Raw genomic sequence first — 18,560 nt, forward strand, 5'->3', positions numbered from 1 at the left:
CACCCTCCGCTCAGCTCAGCTCAGCCGCTCGATGACCATCGCCATGCCCTGGCCGCCGCCCACGCACATCGTCTCCAGGCCGAACTGCTTGTCGTGGAACTGCAGGGAGTTGATCAGCGTGCCGGTGATGCGGGCGCCCGTCATGCCGAAGGGGTGGCCGACCGCGATCGCGCCGCCGTTCACGTTCAGCTTGTCGATGTCGATGCCCAGGTCCCGGTACGAGGGGATGACCTGCGCGGCGAACGCCTCGTTGATCTCGACCAGGTCGATGTCGTCGATGGTCAGACCGGCGCGGGACAGCGCCTGCCGGGACGCCTCGACCGGGCCGTAGCCCATGATCTCGGGCGACAGCCCGGAGACGCCGGTGGAGACGATGCGGGCCAGCGGGGTGAGACCCAGCTCACGCGCCTTGGTGTCGGACATGATCACCAGGGCCGCGGCGCCGTCGTTGAGCGGGCAGCAGTTGCCCGCCGTCACCAGGCCGTCCGGGCGGAAGACGGGCTTGAGGCCCTGGACGCCCTCCAGCGTGGTGCCCGCGCGCGGGCCGTCGTCCTGCGTCACCACGGTGCCGTCGGGCGTGGTGACCGGGGTGATCTCCCGCTCCCAGAAGCCCTTCTTGATGGCTTCCTCGGCGAGGTTCTGGGACCGGACGCCGAACTCGTCCATCTCCTGGCGGGTGATGCCCTTGAGCCGGGCGAGGTTCTCCGCGGTCTGGCCCATCGCGATGTACGCGTCGGGGATCAGGCCGTCCTCGCGCGGGTCGTGCCAGTCCGTGCCCTCCTGCCCGGCGCGCTCCGCGGTACGGGCCTCGGCGTCGGCGAAGAGCGGGTTGTGGGTGTCCGGCAGCCCGTCCGAGGTGCCCTTCACGCCGCGCGAGACCATCTCCACGCCCGCCGAGATGAAGACGTCGCCCTCGCCGGCCTTGATCGCGTGCAGCGCCATCCGGGAGGTCTGCAGCGAGGAGGAACAGTAACGGGTGATGGTGCAGCCCGGCAGGTGGTCCATGCCCATCTGCACCGCGACGATCCGGCCCAGGTTGTGGCCCTGCTCGCCGCCCGGCAGGCCGCAGCCCAGCATCAGGTCGTCGATCTCGCGCGGGTCCAGCTCCGGCACCTTGGCCAGCGCGGCCTGGATGATCTCGGCGGTCAGGTCGTCCGGGCGCAGGTCCTTCAGGGAGCCCTTGAAGGCGCGACCGATGGGGGAGCGGGCGGCAGAGACGATCACGGCTTCGGGCATCACGGCTCCATGAGGGGAGAAGGCTGGACTGAAGGGGAAGTTACCCGGACGTATAGCGGTGGTCACGGTTTGCGGGCTGTGATGCCGGACTCTTTTCTAAGCGGCCGCTCAGCGAGCTGGGTCCGGTGGGCGCGGCGGAGTCGGGCACCGCGGCGGAGACGGGCCGCGGCACCCGCCCGGCACCCTGCCCGGCACCTGCCCGGCGCCCGGCCCGCCACCTGCCCGGCGCCCCGCCCGGCACCTGCCCGGCGGACCCGCCGCGCGGCCCTGCGGCGACGGCGCGCTCCGCCGCCACCCGGCCGCGCGGCGCCCGCCCGGACCCGAGGGCAGCCGGCTTCCCCGAGCCGGCCGAGGGCGCCCCGGCGCGCCGCCGGTCAGTTCGGCACCGACGGCTCGGCCGCGGACGTCCCCGCCCCGCCGGACACCCCCGGCGCGCCGGCCGCCTCGGCCACCGCCTGCGCCGCCGGAGGCAGCCGCCGGCGGCGACGCCGCAGCAGCAGCGCCCAGGGGCCGCGGGCCGGGGTGACCTCCGTACCGCCCTCGGCCGCCGCCTCCGCGGCGGCCCGCGCCACCGGCAGGTACCCCTCCTGGCGGGCCGGTTCGGGGGTCTCGGCCTGCGGCCACAGCCCGAGCGAGGCGCACAGCGTGGGCAGCACCGCCATCGCGGCGGTCGCGTACCCCTCCGCCGACGGGTGGTACGAGTCCGGGCCGAACAGTTCCCGGGGCCGGGCCGCGAACTCGGGACCGAGCAGGTCGCCCAGCGACACCGTGCGGCCGCCGTGCCCGACCACCGCGATGGTCTGCGCGGCGGCCAGCTGACGGCTCAGGCGGCGGGCGATCCAGCGCAGCGGCTGGTAGACCGGCTCGATGGTGCCCAGGTCGGGGCAGGTGCCCACCACCACCTGGCAGTCGGCCTCGCGCAGCCGGCGCACCGCGTCGGCCAGCAGCCGCACCGACCGGGCGGGCGGCACCCGGTGCGTGACGTCGTTGGCCCCGATCATGATCACGCAGACGTCCGGGAGGCGGTCCGGGTCCGCCAGCAGCAGGTCGACCTGGAACCGGAGGTCCTCCGACCGGGCCCCCGGCCGGGCCACGTTGCGCAGGTCGACGGGGCGCTCGGCCACTGCGGCCAGGCCGGACGCCAGCAGCGCGCCGGGGGTCTGACTGGGCCGGTGCACCCCCTGCCCGGCGGCGGTGGAGTCGCCCAGGAACGCCAGCCGCAGCGGTGTCCGGCCGTTGCGCAGCGCGAACGCGAAGCCGTACCGGCCGTCCGCGGACGGCGGCGACGCCCCGGAATCGCCGATGACCCGCTTGGCCAGCGACACCTCGGTCAGCAGCAGGCCCGCGGCCATCCCGCCGACCAGCCCGACCCCGCCACCGCCGTAGGCCGCCGCGGCGGCGATCCGCCGGGCCACCCTCGCCCTCGACATCGACATCGACGCAGCACCTCCGCTCGCACATGCGGTCAATGTCTTGTTGCCCCGCGTGACCGCTCGTGCAACGCGCCAGGTGGGCGGCGTCGGCGGATTAGGCTGGCAGCACGGGCCGCGACGGCCCACCCCTTGACCGCGGGACGGCGCTCCACCACGAGTGGCGGCTCCCGCACAACCAGGAGTAGGGCGTGCAGTACTACGAATCGATGATCGAGCTGGTCGGCAACACCCCGCTGGTGAAGCTCAACAACGTCACCGAGGGCCTCCAGGCGACAGTGCTCGCCAAGGTCGAGTACTTCAACCCCGGCGGGTCCGTGAAGGACCGGATCGCCGTGCGGATGATCGAGGCGGCGGAGCGCTCCGGCGAACTCAAGCCCGGCGGCACCATCGTCGAGCCGACCTCCGGCAACACCGGTGTGGGTCTGGCCATGGTCGCCCAGCGCAAGGGTTACAAGTGCATCTTCGTCTGCCCGGACAAGGTGTCCACGGACAAGATCAACGTGCTCCGGGCGTACGGCGCCGAGGTCGTGGTCTGCCCGACCGCGGTGGACCCCGAGCACCCGGACTCGTACTACAACGTCTCCGACCGCCTGGTGCGGGAGACCCCGGGGGCCTGGAAGCCGGACCAGTACAGCAACCCCAACAACCCGCGCTCGCACTACGAGAGCACCGGCCCGGAGCTGTGGGAGCAGACCGAGGGGAGGATCACCCACTTCGTGGCGGGCGTCGGCACCGGCGGCACCATCAGCGGCACCGGCCGCTACCTGAAGGACGCCAGCGACGGCAAGGTCAGGGTGATCGGCGCCGACCCGGAGGGCTCGGTGTACTCCGGCGGCTCCGGCCGCCCGTACCTCATCGAGGGCGTCGGCGAGGACTTCTGGCCGACCGCCTATGACCAGACCGTCGCCGACGAGATCGTCGCGGTCTCCGACAAGGACGCCTTCCAGATGACCCGGCGGCTGGCCAAGGAGGAGGGCCTGCTGGTGGGCGGCTCCTGCGGCATGGCCGTGGTCGCCGCGCTCCGCGTCGCCGAGGGCCTCGGCCCGGACGACACCGTCGTGGTGCTGCTGCCGGACAGCGGCCGCGGCTACCTGTCGAAGATCTTCAACGACGACTGGATGGCCGACTACGGCTTCCTGGAGGAGGCCGGCCCGGCGGTCCGCGTCGGCGACGTGCTGCAGGGCAAGGAGGGCGGTCTGCCGTCGCTCGTCCACATGCACCCCGACGAGACCGTCGGCGAGGCGATCGAGGTGCTGCGCGAGTACGGCGTGTCGCAGATGCCGATCGTCAAGCCGGGTGCCGGGCACCCGGACGTGATGGCCGCCGAGGTCGTCGGCTCGGTGGTGGAACGCGAGCTGCTGGACGCGCTGTTCACCCAGCGCGCCTCCCTCGACGACCCGCTGGAGAAGCACATGAGCCCGCCGCTGCCGCAGGTCGGCTCCGGCGAGCCGGTGGAGGACCTGATGGCGGCGCTGGGCGACGCCGACGCCGCCATTGTGCTGATCGAGGGCAAGCCCAAGGGTGTGGTGAGCCGTCAGGACCTGCTCGCCTACCTGGCGAAGAGCAGCCGGTGACGGCCGGAGGGGCCGCCACCGACTGACACCCGTACGGCGGCGGTCGCCCCGGCGGCCGCCGCCGAATGAACGTCAAGAGGACGTCAGGGAAAGGGCTGTCGGCACGGACGGGCGTCAACGGTACGTATGCGTCACGCGCCCGCAGCACGCGCTTAACACTGGTACGGCACATTGGTGGGCGTCGGCAGAAGGACGGCACCGACACCCAGATGCGGCGACACGGACCTCCGGAGCGGCTCCCGGACCTCCCTGGTCGCCCGGACGTGGCAGCCCGGCCCTGACCCCGGCCCCGCGTCCCGCGCGGGGACCGCCGTCGTCCCGCCCTCGGTGCTCACACCGGGGTGCGGTGGTCCCCGCGCCTCATCCCCGCCCCGGGCCTCGTCGCCGCCCTCGCAGCCCTCGCCGTCCGGCCGTCACCGCGGTCATCGCGCCGTCACCACGGTTCTCGGGCCCGGCCGTCGCCGTCCTCACGCCCCGCCGCCACCGCCGGCGTGACGCGGCCGGAAAGGCCGGGGAGCGGCCGCCCGGCTCCGGGCGCCGCACCGCGCCGGACCGGCTCAGTCCCGCTCGCCCTGGCCCTCGCCCTCGCGGTCGCTGCGCCCGCCCCGGCGCAGCAGGGCGAACCCGCCGAACGCGTGCACCGCGTTGACCCCGAAGATGCCGGACCAGGCGATGAGCAGCCCGGGCAGCCCCTCGTTCGCCACGGCGATGGCGGTCAGCGGGATGGCCAGGACCAGCGACACCGCGACGAACCCGAACCGTTCGCCCAGTCCCATGGCGTCGCCCGGTCCGGGCCGGTCCGCGGGCTGCGGGCGGGCGCCGCGCGCGGCGGCCATCTGCTGCTCGGCCAGGTGCCGGCGGACCTGCCGGTCCGCGGTGTCGGCGTACCGCTGCTCGACCTTCTCCAGGAAGGATTCGACCAGTTCGGACTCGTACTCCTCACCCAGCTCCTTGCGGGTCTGGAGGGTCGCGTCGAGTTCTCGTCTCAGCTCGGGGTCGCGGGCGTTCATGATTCCGACGGTACGGTCACCGCGGGGCGGTTGTAAGTAGGGGTAGCCCCCGGAAGTGGGGCGGGGTTCACCCCTCCCGGCCGCGGGGCGGCCCGTCGCCCCGTCGCGCACGCCCCACAGTTGTCCACGGTTGTCGAAGGAGCTGTCCATGGCCGCACCACTGCTGACCTCGCTCACCGAACCGGGTGGCGACCGCCCCGACGCGCTCGTGGTCGCCGGGCGCCCCTGTTCCCGGGAGGACCTGCTGGGCGCCGCGGGCGCGGTGGCCGCCCGCATCGCGGGCGCACCGGTCGTGGCGGTGCGGGCCACCCCCACCCTGGAGACGGTCACCGCCGTGGTGGGCGCTGTGCTGGCCGGGGTGCCGGTGGTGCCCGTGCCGCCGGACTCCGGCCCCGCCGAACGCGACCACATCCTCCGCGACTCGGGCGCCGCGCTGCTCCTCGGCGGCACCGGCGACGACGCGGACGGCCCGGCCGAAGCGGTCCCGGTGGACCCGGCCGAGCGCTCCGGCTGGTCGGAGCCCGAGCCGGAGCCGGACTCCACGGCCTTCATCCTCTACACCTCCGGGACCACCGGCGCCCCCAAGGGCGCGCTGATCTCCCGCCGGGCGGTCGCCGCCGACCTCGACGGCCTGGCCGACGCCTGGGCGTGGACCGCCGAGGACACCCTGGTGCACGGTCTGCCGCTGTTCCATGTGCACGGCCTGGTGCTGGGCGTGCTGGGCGCGCTGCGCACCGGCAGCCGGCTGGTGCACACCGGGCGGCCCACCCCGGAGGCGTACGCGGCGGCGGGCGGCAGCCTGTACTTCGGCGTGCCCACCGTCTGGGGCCGGGTGGTGCGGGACGAGGCCGCGGCCCGGGCCCTGAGCGGTGCCCGGCTGCTGGTCTCCGGCAGCGCGCCGCTGCCCGCGCCGGTCTTCCGGGGGCTGGCGGAGCTGACCGGGCAGCTTCCGGTCGAGCGCTACGGCATGACGGAGACGCTGATCACCGTCTCCACGCGGGCCGACGGCGAGCGCCGCCCGGGGTACGTGGGCCTCCCGCTGCCCGGCATCGCCACCCGGGTGGTGGCCGAGGACGGCGCCGACATCGGGGAGCTGGAGGTGTCCGGCCCGACGCTGTTCGACGGCTACCTCAACCGGCCGGACGCCACCACCGCGTCCTACGCGGCGGACGGCTGGTTCCGCACCGGGGACATCGCCGCGATCGAACCGGACGGCAGCCACCGCATCGTCGGCCGGGCCTCCACCGACATGATCAAGTCGGGCGGCTACCGGATCGGCGCCGGGGAGGTGGAGAACGCGCTGCTGGACCACCCGGCGGTCAGCGAGGCCGCGGTCGTCGGCGCCCCGCACGAGGACCTGGGGCAGGAGATCGTCGCCTATGTGGTCGCCGACGGGGTCGGCGAGCAGGACCTGATCGACTTCGTGGCCGGCCGGCTGTCCGTCCACAAGCGGCCGCGGAAGGTGCGGTTCCTGGACGCGCTGCCGCGCAACGCGATGGGGAAGCCGCAGAAGAAGCTGCTGCCCCCCGCCTGACCCGGCCGGGGGTCCGGCCCGGGCCCGCCGTTTCCGCACCCCTCCCATCGGAGGGGTGCGGAAACGGCCTGGCGGCTGATGCGGCGCGCCGGGCGCCCGGCGTACGTTGGGCGGACCGGGGCCCGAGGGCCCAGCTGTGTGGTGAAGGAGTGGCATGCTCGGCTTCGGTGACCAGGGCCTCAACGTGCTCGTGCTGCGGGACGCGGACGAGCTGGGGCACACCCTGCGGCAGGCGCTGGCCGCCGCGGACGAGGCCGAACGCCCGGGACTGGAACGCGCCCTGGCGCTGATCGGCGAGCACTCGGCGCTGAGCGACGCCGACCTCCGGGTCCGCTGGGTGCGCCGGGCGCTGACCGGCTCCGGCGTCGACGAGCAGACCGACCAGGTGTCGGTGGTGCGGGCGCTGCGCAAGGCGGAACCGGCTCTCGGACTGGCGAGCGCGGTCCGGCTGGCGCACGAGGCGTACGGCCGCAAGGACTGACCGGAGGCCCGGTGCGCCCCCACCGCGGACGCCGTCCGGCTCCCCCTCGCATATGGTTATGCATTCCCTGGGTGTGTGAATGGGGCGGAGGGACGTACGCCATGGGCGCGGGCACCGGAGAAGACCGCGGCGAGCGGCATGCCGCACAGCGCGGCGAACCGCCCTACGGGGGGCGCGGCGGCCGGGACGGGAAGGCGGCGGGCGGCCCGCCCGGCGGCCCGGCATCCCCGGACCCGGCGGAGAGCGGCGGCCCCGGACCCGGCGCGGCCCGGCTGCAGAAGCTCTTCGAGGGGCACCGGCTGACCCCGACCCAGCGGCGCATCGCGCACTGCATGGTGCGCCGGGCCGCGGACGCGCCGTTCCTGTCCAGCGTGGAGCTGGCCGAGCTGGCCGGGGTGAGCCAGCCGTCGGTCACCCGGTTCGCGGTGGCCCTCGGCTTCGACGGCTACCCCGCGCTCCGCAAGCACCTGCGGGACGTCACCCCGGCGCCGGCCGCGCCCGGCGGCGCCTACAACGAGTACCAGCAGGCGGTGCAGGAGGAGATCGAGAACCTGCGCCACCTCGCCGCGCAGCTCGCCGACCCCTCCCCGGTGATCCGGGCCGGCCGGCTGCTCGCCGGTTCCCGGCCGCTGCCGGTCCTCGGGCTGCGCGCGGCGTCCGCGCAGGCCCACGGCTTCGCCTACTTCGCGCGCAAGGTCCACCCCGACGTCCGGCTGCTCGACGAGGGCGGCACCATGCTCGCCGACCGGATCGACGCGGCGGTCCGCGCGGGCGCCGGCGCGCTGCTCTGCTTCGCGCTGCCGCGCCATCCGCGCGAGGTGGTCCAGGCGCTGGAGTACGCGCGCGCGGCCGGCCTGACCGTGGTGACGGTGGCGGACAGTGCGTTCGCCCCGGTGGCCCGGCACAGCGACCTGCTGCTGCCCGCCGCGGTCGGCACCGGGCTGGCCTTCGACACCGCCTGCTCCCCGATGCTGCTGGGGCGGGTGCTGCTGGAGGCCATGTGCGACGCGCTGCCGGACGCCCAGGCGCGGCTGGAGGAGTTCGACGCCGGGGCCGCCGCCCGGGGTCTGTTCATGGAGTGATCCCGCGGCGGGGGGCCGCCGGGCGGCCCGCCCCGCCGGGCGGGCCCGGTCGTGGCTCCCGGACGGCCCGGGACCGCGCCCTTCGGCACGGGTGCCCGGGCGGCGCCGCCCGCGGCCGGGCCCCGGGCCGCCGGCACCGCTCAGTCCAGGCCGGTGAGCGCCCCGGGGTGGGCGCCGCCGCTCTCCGCGACGATCTCCTCGACGCTCTGCGGGCTCCGCACGGTCGCGAAGCGGACCGGGCCGTCCCCGGGCGCCGCGAAGCCGTAGACGCCGGGCCGGGGCAGGCTGTTGTAGGCGAAGTGGTTGGAGAAGTAGTACGCCCCGGTGTCCAGCAGCGCGGCGAGGTCGCCGGAGGCCAGCGGGGGCAGCGGGCGGGCCACCGCCAGCAGGTCGCCGGCGAAGCAGCAGGGTCCGGCGACGTCCTGGGAGACCAGCGGGTCCGCGGGCTTGGGGTGCCCGTCGGGCCCGTACGCGGCGACCCGCAGCGGCCAGGACTCGGGGGCGTACACGGTGCGGACCGCGAGCTGGGCGCCGGCGTGGGTGACCGCGATGGGCCGCCCGCCCGCCGTCTTGGCGTACTCCACCCGGGCGAGCACCGTGCCGTACTTCGCGACCAGGGACCGTCCGAACTCCGTGACCAGGCCGTACCGCCCGTCGAACAGCCCGGGCGCGGCCGTCCGCAGGGCGCCGGCGTAGTCCCCGAAGCCCGGCAGCACGTCGTCGGAGGCGAAGTTGACGGGCAGTCCGCCGCCGATGTCCAGGGTGTCCACCTGCTGCCGGCCGGCGGCCCGGTTGATGTCCTCCGCCAGTTCGTACGCGGCCCGGACGCCCTGGGCCATCAGCTCCAGCGGAACTCCCTGGGAGCCGGTGTGGGTGTGCAGCCGGGTCAGCCACGGCCGGTCCAGGTAGGCGCGCACCACCCAGTCGCGGGCTCCTTCGTCGCGCAGCGCCACCCCGAACTTCGAGGTGGCGGTGGCGGTGCTGAGGGCCTCGATGGTGCCCCCGCCGACCTGGGGGTTGACCCGCATGCCCAGCGGGGAGGCGGTGCGGCCGGCGGCGAGGAGCGCGTCCAGGCGGTTCAGCTCGTCGGGGTTGTCGGCGTTGACGGCGATCCCGGCGGCGAGGGCCTCGCGCAGCTCGGCGGGCGTCTTGGCCGGCGAGTCGAGGACGGTGCGCTCCGGGGGCACGTCCGCCGCGCGGGCCAGCGCCAGCTCGCCCGGGCTGGCCACCTCGCAGCCCATTCCCTCCTCGGCGAGCAGCCGCAGCACCGGAACCAGCGCGGCGGCCTTGACCGCGAAGGTGTGCAGCACCGCGGTGCCGGGTGGGGTGATTCCGGCGAAGGCGGTGCGCAGCGCGGTGGCGGCGGACCGGATGCCGGTGACGTCCAGCAGGCCGATGACCGGCCGGTCGGCGTCGATCAGCCGGTGCGCGACGGCGGCCCGGACCGCGCGGTCGCGTCGTGCGGCGAGCCGGGCGGCGGGTTCCGCGGGCGCCGCGTCGGGGTGGTTCCGGTGCGAGTCGGTCGTCATGCGCTCCAGCCAACCACCGGGCGGGGGCCCGGCGCGCCGGGCCCGAACCTGTTGACTAGAGGTATTCAGTGCAGACAAGATGTGAATATCTTGATCCAGGTCATTCCGAGTCGACACGCCGCGGCGACACGCCAGGCCGATGAGAGGGAGGCACCTCCCATGTCAGGACCGCGCCCCGTACGGGCCCCGCGAGGTACCGAAACGAGCGCTCTGGGCTGGCAGCAGGAAGCCGCCCTCCGGATGCTCCAGAACAACCTCGACCCCGAGGTCGCCGAGCACCCGGACAAGCTCGTCGTCTACGGCGGCACCGGCAAGGCCGCCCGCGACTGGCGCTCCTTCGACGCCATGGTCCGCACCCTGCGCACCCTCAAGCAGGACGAGACGATGCTGGTCCAGTCCGGCCGTCCGGTGGGCGTGATGCAGACCCACGAGTGGGCGCCGCGGGTGCTGATCGCCAACTCCAACCTCGTCGGCGACTGGGCGAACTGGGAGGAGTTCCGCCGTCTGGAGCAGCTCGGCCTGACCATGTACGGCCAGATGACCGCCGGCTCCTGGATCTACATCGGCACCCAGGGCATCCTCCAGGGCACCTACGAGACCTTCGCGGCCGTCGCGGCGAAGAAGTTCGGCGGCACCCTCGCCGGGACCATCACCCTCACCGCCGGGCTCGGCGGCATGGGCGGCGCCCAGCCGCTCGCCGTCACCATGAACGACGGCGTCGCCATCTGCATCGACTGCGACCCGCGCGCCATCGAGCGCCGGATCGAGCACCGCTACCTCGACGTGCGGGCCGACAGCCTCCAGCACGCCCTCCAGCTGGCAACCGAGGCCCGCGACCAGCGCAAGCCGCTGTCCATCGGCGTGCTCGGCAACGCCGCCGAGCTGGTGCCGCAGCTGCTGGAGATGAACGCGCCGATCGACATCGTCACCGACCAGACCTCGGCCCACGACCCGCTGGCCTACCTGCCGCTGGGCGTGCCGTTCGAGGAGATGGCCACCCTGGCAGCCGAGAAGCCGGCCGACTTCACCCAGCGGGCCCGGGAGTCCATGGCGCGGCACGTGGCGGCCATGGTCGGCTTCATGGACGCCGGCGCCGAGGTCTTCGACTACGGCAACTCCATCCGGGGCGAGGCCAAACTGGCCGGCTTCGAACGGGCCTTCGACTTCCCCGGCTTCGTGCCCGCCTACATCCGCCCGCTGTTCTGCGAGGGCAAGGGCCCGTTCCGCTGGGCCGCGCTCTCCGGTGACGCCAAGGACATCGCGGCCACCGACAAGGCCATCCTCGACCTCTTCCCGGAGAACGAGTCGCTGGCCCGCTGGATCCGGCTGGCCGGGGAGCGGGTCCACTTCCAGGGGCTGCCCGCGCGGATCTGCTGGCTCGGCTACGGCGAGCGGGAGAAGGCCGGCGAGCGCTTCAACGACATGGTCGCCGACGGGACGCTCCAGGCCCCGCTGGCCATCGGCCGGGACCACCTGGACTGCGGCTCGGTCGCCTCCCCGTACCGGGAGACCGAGGCCATGCTCGACGGATCCGACGCCATCGCCGACTGGCCGCTGCTGAACGCCATGGTCAACGTCGCCTCCGGCGCCTCCTGGGTCTCCCTGCACCACGGCGGCGGCGTCGGCATGGGCCGGTCCATCCACGCCGGCCAGGTCACCGTCGCCGACGGCACCGCGCTGGGCGGCGAGAAGATCCGCCGGGTGCTCACCAACGACCCGGGCATGGGCGTCATCCGGCACGTCGACGCCGGGTACGACCGGGCCGACGAGGTCGCCACCGAGCGCGGCGTCCGCATCCCCATGCGGGAGGGTGACGAGCGGTGACCCGCCACGACCCGGCCGGACCCGCCACCCCGGGTCCGGCCCCCGGGCCCGCCGCCGCGGCACCCGCCGGGCGGGCCGGCGCCTCCTTCCACGCGATGTGGCGCGACCTGCTGCCGGTGGGCCGCGACGCGGACAGCGGCGGGTACCGCCGGTACGCCTGGACCGCCGCCGACACCGACTGCCGCGCCTGGTTCCAGGACCAGGCACGGTCCCGCGGCCTCGACTACGAGGTGGACCGCAACGGCAACCAGTGGGCCTGGCTGGGCGACCGGGCCGCCGGGGACGCCGTCGTCACCGGCTCGCACCTCGACTCGGTGCCCGACGGCGGCGCGTTCGACGGCCCGCTCGGCGTGGTCTCCTCCTTCGCCGCCCTCGACGAGCTCCGGGCCCGCGGCGCCCGCCCCGTCCGCCCGGTCGCCGTCGTCAACTTCGGCGACGAGGAGGGCGCCCGGTTCGGCCTCGCCTGCGTCGGCTCCCGGCTCGCCGCCGGGCAGCTCACCGTCCCGGCCGCGCACCGGCTGCGGGACGCCGACGGGGTGACCCTGCCCCAGGCGATGGAGCGCGCCGGGTACGACCCCGACGCGATCGGCCCCGACCCGGAACGGCTCGCCCGCATCGGCGCCTTCGTGGAACTCCACGTGGAACAGGGCCGCGCCCTGGACATCTCCGGCGACCGGGTCGGCCTCGCCTCGGCGATCTGGCCGCACGGCCGCTGGCGCTTCGACTTCCACGGCGAGGCCAACCATGCCGGCACCACCCGGCTGGAGGACCGGCGCGACCCGATGCTCACCTACGCCAACACCGTGCTCGCCGCCCGCAAGAAGGCGCGGCTCGCCGGGGCGCTGGCGACCTTCGGGAAGGTCGCCGTCGAACCCAACGGCGTCAACGCCATCCCCTCCCTGGTCCGCGGCTGGCTGGACTCCCGCGCCGCCGACCAGGAGACCCTGGACGCCGTCGTCCGGGAGATCGAGGAGGCCGCGCGGGAGCGCGGCGGGCGCGACGGGGTCGAGGTGCGGGTGACCCGCGAATCCTTCACCCCGGTGGTGGAGTTCGGGCACGCGCTGCGCGACCGGCTGGCCGCGCTCCTGGGCGAGGTGCCGGTGCTGCCCACCGGGGCGGGCCACGACGCGGGTATTTTGTCGGCATCCGTCCCCACCGCCATGCTGTTCGTACGGAACCCCACCGGCGTGTCGCACTCGCCCGCCGAACACGCGGCCGAGGACGACTGCGTCGCCGGGGTGACCGCACTCGCCGACGTACTGGAGGGCCTCGCGTGTCGCTGACAGCGCAGACCTACTGGGCCGAGCACGCACTGCCGGCCCCGGGCCCCGGGACCGGCCCCGGCAGCGGGGTCGAGGCGGGCGTGGTCGTCGAGACCGCCGCCGACGGCCGGATCACCGCCGTCACCACCGGCGTCGCCGCCCCGCCGACCGGCGCCGTCACCCTGCGCGGGCTCACCCTGCCCGGCCTGGCGAACGCCCACTCGCACGCCTTCCACCGCGCCCTGCGCGGTACCGTCCAGGTCGGCTCCGGGACGTTCTGGACCTGGCGGGACGTCATGTACCAGGTCGCCGCCCGCCTCACCCCGGACACCTACTTCGCGCTCGCCCGGGCGGTCTACGCCGAGATGGCCCTGGCCGGCATCACCTGCGTGGGCGAGTTCCACTACCTCCACCACGCCCCCGGCGGCACCCGCTACGCCGACCCCAACGCGATGGGCGAGGCCCTGATCGCGGCCGCCGCCGAGGCGGGCATCCGCATCACCCTCCTCGACACCGCCTACCTCTCCGCCGGGTTCGGCGAGCCCCCCACCGAACCGCAGCTGCGCTTCAGCGACGGCACCGCCGACGCCTGGGCCGAGCGCGCCGGAGCGCTCACCGACCGCCCGCACGCCCGGATCGGCGCCGCCGTCCACTCGGTCCGCGCGGTACCCGCCGACCAGCTCGCCACCGTCGCCCGCTGGACCGCCGCCCGGAGCGCCCCGCTCCATGTGCACCTGTCGGAGCAGACCGCCGAGAACGACGCCTGCCTCGCCGCCCACGGCCGCACCCCCACCCGGCTCCTCGCCGACCACGGCGTGCTCGGCCCGCGCACCACCGCGGTGCACGCCACCCACCTCACCGACGAGGACATCCGGCTGCTCGGCGAGAGCGGCACCGGGGTGTGCATGTGCCCCACCACCGAACGCGACCTCGCCGACGGCATCGGGCCCGCCGTCCGGGTCCAGGCCGCGGGCAGCCCGCTGAGCCTGGGCAGCGACAGCCACGCCGTGATCGACCTGTTCGAAGAGGCCCGTGCGATGGAACTCGACGAGCGGCTGCGCACCCGGACCCGCGGCCACTGGACCGCCGCCCAGCTGCTGCGCGCCGCCACCGCGGACGGCCACGCGGCACTCGGCTGGGACGCCGCGGGGCGCATCGAACCCGGGGCGCTCGCCGACTTCACCACCATCGGCCTGGACTCGGTGCGCACCGCGGGCCCACCGCCCCGGCTGGGGGCCGAAACGGCGGTGTTCGCGGCCACCGGCGCGGATGTCCGCCACACCGTGGTCGGCGGCCGCCATATCGTGCGTGACGGGAGGCACCAGCTGGTGCCGGACGTCCCACGCGCCCTGTCCGAGACCATCGACGCGCTGCGCGGCTGAGCGGAGCGCGGCCGGCGTGGGCGGACGGGAGATCACCGACGGCCGACCGACCCGCCCCGCCGGAGCACCCGGACCGAGTCCGACGGACCCCACGCCCGGCGTCCGATGAAGGAGAGCACCCCGCGATGACCCCCCAGCCCCACCCGCACACGCACACCCCGCTGGGCGCGGCGGCCGCCCCCACCGGCCCCGCACCCCGGCACACCACCGCCGTCACCAACATCTCCGGCCTGGTCACCAACGACCCCGCGCTCGGCGCGGGCCCCCTCGGCCTGGTCCGGGACGCGGCGGTCGTCATCGAAGGCGACCGGATCGCCTGGGTCGGCCCCTCGGACCGGGCACCCGCCACCGACAACCGGGTGGACGCCCAGGGCCGGGCGGTCATCCCGGGCTTCGTCGACTCGCACTCCCACCTGGTGTTCGCGGGCGACCGCACCGAGGAGTTCAACGCCCGGATGTCCGGCCGCGGTTACACCGCCGGCGGCATCCGCACCACCGTGGCCGCCACCCGCGCCGCCTCCAACAACGTGCTGGCCGCCACCGTCACCCGCCATGTGCGCGAGGCGCGCCGCCAGGGCACCACCACCATCGAGATCAAGTCCGGCTACGGCCTCACCACCGAGGACGAGGCGCGCTCGCTGGACATCGCCGCCGCGCACACCGACGAGGTCACCTACCTCGGGGCGCACATCGTCGCGCCGGAGTTCGCCGACCGCCCCGAGGCGTACGTCGAGCTGGTCACCGGCCCGATGCTGGACGCCTGCGCGCCGCGTGCCCGGTGGGTCGACGTGTTCTGCGAGCAGGGCGCGTTCGACGGCGACCAGGCGCGGGCGATCCTCACCGCCGGAGCCGCCCGCGGCCTGGTTCCCCGGGTGCACGCCAACCAGCTCTCCTACGGGCCGGGCGTGCAGCTCGCGGTGGAGCTGGGCGCCGCCTCCGCCGACCACTGCACCCATCTGACCGACGCGGACGTCGACGCGCTGGCGAACGGCACCACGGTCGCCACGCTGCTGCCCGGCGCGGAGTTCTCGACCCGGGCCACCTACCCCGACGCCCGCCGGCTGCTGGACGCGGGCGTCACGGTCGCGCTGTCGCCGGACTGCAACCCCGGCTCGTCGTACACCAGTTCGATGCCGTTCTGTGTGGCGCTCGCGGTGCGGGAGATGCGGATGACCCCGGACGAGGCGGTCTGGGCGGCCACCGCGGGCGGCGCCGCCGCCCTGCGGCGCACCGATGTGGGGCGGATCACCCCTGGTGCCCGCGCCGACCTCGCGCTGCTCGACGCGCCCTCCCATGTGCACCTGGCCTACCGCCCGGGCGTGCCCCTGGTGACCGCGGTCTGGAAGGACGGCGTACTGGCCACGGACGCCGTCTGAGGCCGTCCCGGCCGGCACACGGCTCCCGGCCGGCTCCCGGCGGACGGGGCCGGCCGTGGCCTCCCGGCGGATGGCCGACGGCCTCCCGGCGGACGGCGGACCGGCGGACGGCCGACGGCGGACCGGCGGGCGCGGCGGCGGTGCCGGAACGCGGGTGAGGGCCCGTCCCGGGACACCCGGGGCAGGCCCTCACCCGTCCGTACCGGGACGGCGGTCCGGCTACTCCTCGACCAGCAGGCCGCGGCGGAGCCGGACCAGGGTCCGGGAGAGCAGCCGGGACACGTGCATCTGGGAGATGCCCAGTTCCTCGCCGATCTCGGACTGCGTCATGTTCGCCACGAACCGCAGGGACAGGATCTCGCGGTCACGCGGCGCGAGGCCGGCGATCAGCGGCTTGAGCGACTCGACGTACTCGATGCCTTCGAGCCCGTGGTCCTCGTAGCCGATGCGGTCCGCCAGCGCGCCTTCGCCGTCGTCCTCCTCGGGCTGGGCGTCCAGCGAGCTCGCGGTGTACGCGTTGCTCGCGGCCATCCCCTCCACGACCTCGTCGGGCGAGATGTCGAGCCGCTCCGCCAGCTCGCCGACGGTCGGCGCCCGGTCCAGCCGCTGGGCCAGCTCGTCCCCGGCCTTCGCCAGGTCGAGCCGCAGCTCCTGGAGCCGGCGCGGGACGCGCACGGACCAACTGGTGTCCCGGAAGAAGCGCTTGATCTCGCCGATGATCGTCGGCATCGCGAAGGTGGGGAACTCGACGCCCCGGCTGAGCTCGAAGCGGTCGATGGCCTTGATCAGGCCGATGGTGCCCACCTGGACGATGTCCTCCATCGGTTCGCTGCGGGAGCGGAACCGGGAGGCGGCGAACTTCACCAGCGCCAGATTGAGTTCGACCAGCGTGTTGCGGACATACGAATACTCGTGTGTCCCTTCCTCCAGCGCCGCCAGGCGCTCGAAGAGAGTCTTTGACAGTGCCCTCGCATCCACCGCTCCCACCTCGTCGTACGGCGGGATCTCGGGCAGGTCCTCCAGCGGACCGGTGTGCCCGGACAGGGTGGTCTCCTCATGCGAGGCGGCCGACGAGGCGGCGTCCCGGGTGTGGGTACGCGATTCGTCGAGCTGGGGTGACATGGCGTCTCCTCCATCATTCTCGGCATATGGCAGCCGAAGCCATAAGTGATCCTGCGGTGAGCGGCGCCTCCAAAGCCGGCCGGGTCGGGTGTGTCTTTACTACGCCTACCGGTATCGGACCGGCGATGGCAAGTCCATGATGTCCGCCTTTGGCGATGTATGAGAATTGTTCGGCTACCGAAGGGCGTGGTGAAGGCGTAATGTTCAACGCGCGCAATCGAAAGCTACGAGACGCCAGAAGAGGTGCGCACATGGACCGCGGGATGGTCGGCAGCACGAGCAAAGGCCGGCTCCAGGTCGACGTTCGGCACCACGGGGCGAGCACCGTCGTGACCCCGGTGGGTGAGCTCGACCACCACACCGCCGAGGTGTTGCGGGAGCCGCTCGAAAAGAGCGTGGAGGAGGGCAGGACCCGCCTGGTCGTGGACTGTTCCGGGCTGGACTTCTGCGACTCCACCGGACTCAACGTGCTGCTCGGTGCCCGCCTCAAGGCGGAAGCCGAAGGGGGCGCGGTCCATCTGGCCGCCATGCAGCCGGTCGTCGCCCGGGTCTTCGAGATCACGGGGGCGGAAGCCGTCTTCACCGTGCACGACGACCTCGACGCCGCGCTCGACGAGAAGGCGTGACCATTTCCACCGGTTGTCTCCGTCACATGACCCGTACGAAGAAGTGGGTGTTCTCACGCCGGGTACGGGCAGGAGACAGCTGTACCCGTTGAGCACAAAACTCAGCAGTCCAGATGTTCGTCTTCTTGAATCGGTGAATCGGTGAGGTGAAGCGCTGATGAGCACCACGCGGCCGTACCCACCGGGCGACCTCGGCCCGGAGTCGGACGGCGCAGCCGCGGGCCCGTCCGCGCCCCCGTCCGGCCAGGCCCGCACGCTCCGCCTGACCGGCGCCAGCGGCGTGGTCCCCAGCGCCCGCGACTTCACGCGGGAGGCCCTGCGGGAGTGGGGCTGGCTGCCGGCCGCCAGCGCCGACCAGCGGGCCGCCGCGGAGGACGTGCTGCTCGTGGTCTCCGAGCTGGTCACCAACGCCTGTCTGCATGCGGAGGGCCCGGAGGAGCTCCGGGTCAGCCGGCACGGCAAGGTGCTCCGGCTGGAGGTCGCCGACCTCGGGGCCGGGAACCCCGCGCCCCGCACCCCGCACCGCGCCGGGCGTCCCGGTGGGCACGGCATGTTCATCGTGCAGCGGCTCTGCCTGGACTGGGGCGTGGTCCGCAACGCGCAGGGAGCCGGCAAGACGGTCTGGGCGGAGCTGGCCGCCCCTTCCTGACCGCGGCCCGCCCGCGCACCGCGACGTTCCCACCCGCACGCACCGCGCCATCCCCGCCCGCGCATCGCGGCACCCCCGCCCGCGCACCGCGCCATCCCCGCCCGCGCATCGCGGCACCCCCGCCCCCGGCAGCCGCCCGGTCCCCCGGCCGGCACCTGCCCTCCGGGCCTCCGGACCTCCCGCGTGAACCGCGTGGCACCCCCATCCGCCCCTCCGCCCGGCCCATGCCTGCCCTCCCCGGCTGCCCGGCCCGTGACGCCCGCCGGGTGCCCGTCAGCTCCTCGGCCGCCCCGCCTCCCGCTCTCGCTGCCCGGCCCGTGACGTCCGCCGGGTGCCCGTCAGCTCCTCGGCCGCCCCGCCTCCGCTTCGGTACGCGCGCCCCCTCTGGCCCTCCGGCCCGTGACGCCCGGCGCGCACCCTCCCGCTCCCCGTCCCGGCCG

General features: G+C 74.7%; 15 protein-coding genes. 10 read left to right on the forward strand and 5 right to left on the reverse strand.

Annotation, left to right across the window (positions count from 1 at the left end):
• Positions 1-15: 15 nt before the first annotated feature.
• A complete protein-coding gene (locus tag ACH4B3_RS28920; RefSeq protein WP_398467708.1) occupies positions 16-1,236 on the reverse strand; it encodes an acetyl-CoA C-acetyltransferase in 1,221 nt (406 codons plus the stop codon).
• 374 nt (positions 1,237-1,610) lie between these two features.
• Positions 1,611-2,672, reverse strand: coding sequence for an SGNH/GDSL hydrolase family protein (locus ACH4B3_RS28925; protein WP_398467710.1), 1,062 nt, complete (start codon positions 2,670-2,672; stop codon positions 1,611-1,613).
• Positions 2,673-2,857: 185 nt separating this feature from the next.
• On the opposite strand from ACH4B3_RS28925, the gene ACH4B3_RS28930 reads away from it, so the two are divergent.
• On the forward strand, positions 2,858-4,243 hold the full coding sequence (locus tag ACH4B3_RS28930; RefSeq protein WP_398467712.1) for a cystathionine beta-synthase: 1,386 nt from the start codon (positions 2,858-2,860) through the stop codon (positions 4,241-4,243).
• Positions 4,244-4,800: 557 nt separating this feature from the next.
• Here the strand turns inward: ACH4B3_RS28930 and ACH4B3_RS28935 are convergent.
• Positions 4,801-5,253, reverse strand: a complete 453-nt coding sequence (locus ACH4B3_RS28935) for a hypothetical protein (RefSeq protein WP_398467714.1) — start codon at positions 5,251-5,253, stop codon at positions 4,801-4,803.
• A gap of 148 nt (positions 5,254-5,401) precedes the next feature.
• Between ACH4B3_RS28935 and ACH4B3_RS28940 the strand changes: the two genes are divergently transcribed.
• The 3 genes from ACH4B3_RS28940 to ACH4B3_RS28950 all read left to right on the forward strand — a co-directional run bounded on the left by ACH4B3_RS28940 (position 5,402) and on the right by ACH4B3_RS28950 (position 8,350).
• Positions 5,402-6,787 carry an acyl-CoA synthetase gene (locus ACH4B3_RS28940; RefSeq protein ID WP_398467715.1) on the forward strand — a complete coding sequence of 462 codons (1,386 nt, stop codon included), beginning with the start codon at positions 5,402-5,404 and terminating at the stop codon, positions 6,785-6,787.
• A gap of 154 nt (positions 6,788-6,941) precedes the next feature.
• Positions 6,942-7,268 carry a hypothetical protein gene (locus tag ACH4B3_RS28945; RefSeq protein WP_398467717.1) on the forward strand — a complete coding sequence of 109 codons (327 nt, stop codon included), beginning with the start codon at positions 6,942-6,944 and terminating at the stop codon, positions 7,266-7,268.
• Between the two features lie 101 nt (positions 7,269-7,369).
• Positions 7,370-8,350: a MurR/RpiR family transcriptional regulator gene (locus tag ACH4B3_RS28950; RefSeq protein ID WP_398467719.1), complete on the forward strand. Its 981-nt coding sequence runs from the start codon at positions 7,370-7,372 to the stop codon at positions 8,348-8,350.
• 140 nt (positions 8,351-8,490) lie between these two features.
• Here the strand turns inward: ACH4B3_RS28950 and ACH4B3_RS28955 are convergent, their stop codons facing one another.
• The gene (locus ACH4B3_RS28955) at positions 8,491-9,879 is read right to left on the reverse strand and encodes a diaminopimelate decarboxylase (protein WP_398467721.1); all 1,389 of its coding nucleotides are present in this window, start codon (positions 9,877-9,879) and stop codon (positions 8,491-8,493) included.
• A gap of 159 nt (positions 9,880-10,038) precedes the next feature.
• On the opposite strand from ACH4B3_RS28955, the gene hutU reads away from it, so the two are divergent.
• The 4 genes from hutU to hutI all read left to right on the forward strand — a co-directional run bounded on the left by hutU (position 10,039) and on the right by hutI (position 15,723).
• Complete coding sequence (gene hutU / locus ACH4B3_RS28960; protein ID WP_398467723.1) at positions 10,039-11,703, forward strand: urocanate hydratase; 1,665 nt, start codon at positions 10,039-10,041, stop codon at positions 11,701-11,703.
• A gap of 95 nt (positions 11,704-11,798) precedes the next feature.
• Positions 11,799-12,986, forward strand: a complete 1,188-nt coding sequence (locus ACH4B3_RS28965) for an allantoate amidohydrolase (protein ID WP_398467813.1) — start codon at positions 11,799-11,801, stop codon at positions 12,984-12,986.
• Positions 12,983-14,347 (forward strand): formimidoylglutamate deiminase, encoded by a 1,365-nt coding sequence (locus tag ACH4B3_RS28970; RefSeq protein ID WP_398467815.1) that lies wholly within the window; start codon positions 12,983-12,985, stop codon positions 14,345-14,347. Before ACH4B3_RS28965 ends, ACH4B3_RS28970 begins: the two co-directional genes overlap by 4 nt.
• A gap of 125 nt (positions 14,348-14,472) precedes the next feature.
• Complete coding sequence (hutI, locus tag ACH4B3_RS28975) at positions 14,473-15,723, forward strand: imidazolonepropionase (protein WP_398467725.1); 1,251 nt, start codon at positions 14,473-14,475, stop codon at positions 15,721-15,723.
• Positions 15,724-15,942: 219 nt separating this feature from the next.
• On the opposite strand, the gene ACH4B3_RS28980 is transcribed toward hutI, so the two are convergent.
• Positions 15,943-16,845 (reverse strand): RNA polymerase sigma factor SigF, encoded by a 903-nt coding sequence (locus ACH4B3_RS28980; RefSeq protein WP_398467727.1) that lies wholly within the window; start codon positions 16,843-16,845, stop codon positions 15,943-15,945.
• Positions 16,846-17,096: 251 nt separating this feature from the next.
• Between ACH4B3_RS28980 and ACH4B3_RS28985 the strand changes: the two genes are divergently transcribed.
• Positions 17,097-17,471, forward strand: a complete 375-nt coding sequence (locus tag ACH4B3_RS28985; RefSeq protein WP_398467729.1) for an STAS domain-containing protein — start codon at positions 17,097-17,099, stop codon at positions 17,469-17,471.
• Positions 17,472-17,628: 157 nt separating this feature from the next.
• Positions 17,629-18,120 carry an ATP-binding protein gene (locus ACH4B3_RS28990; protein ID WP_398467730.1) on the forward strand — a complete coding sequence of 164 codons (492 nt, stop codon included), beginning with the start codon at positions 17,629-17,631 and terminating at the stop codon, positions 18,118-18,120.
• Positions 18,121-18,560 lie beyond the last annotated feature (440 nt).

The organism is Streptomyces sp. NPDC018031, assembly GCF_044327625.1.
Lineage (GTDB): Bacteria > Actinomycetota > Actinomycetes > Streptomycetales > Streptomycetaceae > Streptomyces.

Bases quoted from the DNA above. Each gene is read 5' to 3' on its own strand.
- ACH4B3_RS28935 (WP_398467714.1), bottom strand. From the start codon at position 5,253: ATGAACGCCCGCGACCCCGAGCTGAGACGAGAACTCGACGCGACCCTC.
- ACH4B3_RS28950 (WP_398467719.1), top strand. From the start codon at position 7,370: ATGGGCGCGGGCACCGGAGAAGACCGCGGCGAGCGGCATGCCGCACAG.
- ACH4B3_RS28940 (WP_398467715.1), top strand. From the start codon at position 5,402: ATGGCCGCACCACTGCTGACCTCGCTCACCGAACCGGGTGGCGACCGC.
- ACH4B3_RS28955 (WP_398467721.1), bottom strand. From the start codon at position 9,879: ATGACGACCGACTCGCACCGGAACCACCCCGACGCGGCGCCCGCGGAA.
- ACH4B3_RS28985 (WP_398467729.1), top strand. From the start codon at position 17,097: ATGGACCGCGGGATGGTCGGCAGCACGAGCAAAGGCCGGCTCCAGGTC.
- ACH4B3_RS28920 (WP_398467708.1), bottom strand. From the start codon at position 1,236: ATGCCCGAAGCCGTGATCGTCTCTGCCGCCCGCTCCCCCATCGGTCGC.
- ACH4B3_RS28965 (WP_398467813.1), top strand. From the start codon at position 11,799: ATGTGGCGCGACCTGCTGCCGGTGGGCCGCGACGCGGACAGCGGCGGG.
- ACH4B3_RS28945 (WP_398467717.1), top strand. From the start codon at position 6,942: ATGCTCGGCTTCGGTGACCAGGGCCTCAACGTGCTCGTGCTGCGGGAC.
- ACH4B3_RS28980 (WP_398467727.1), bottom strand. From the start codon at position 16,845: ATGTCACCCCAGCTCGACGAATCGCGTACCCACACCCGGGACGCCGCC.
- hutI (WP_398467725.1), top strand. From the start codon at position 14,473: ATGACCCCCCAGCCCCACCCGCACACGCACACCCCGCTGGGCGCGGCG.
- hutU (WP_398467723.1), top strand. From the start codon at position 10,039: ATGTCAGGACCGCGCCCCGTACGGGCCCCGCGAGGTACCGAAACGAGC.
- ACH4B3_RS28925 (WP_398467710.1), bottom strand. From the start codon at position 2,672: ATGTCGATGTCGAGGGCGAGGGTGGCCCGGCGGATCGCCGCCGCGGCG.
- ACH4B3_RS28990 (WP_398467730.1), top strand. From the start codon at position 17,629: ATGAGCACCACGCGGCCGTACCCACCGGGCGACCTCGGCCCGGAGTCG.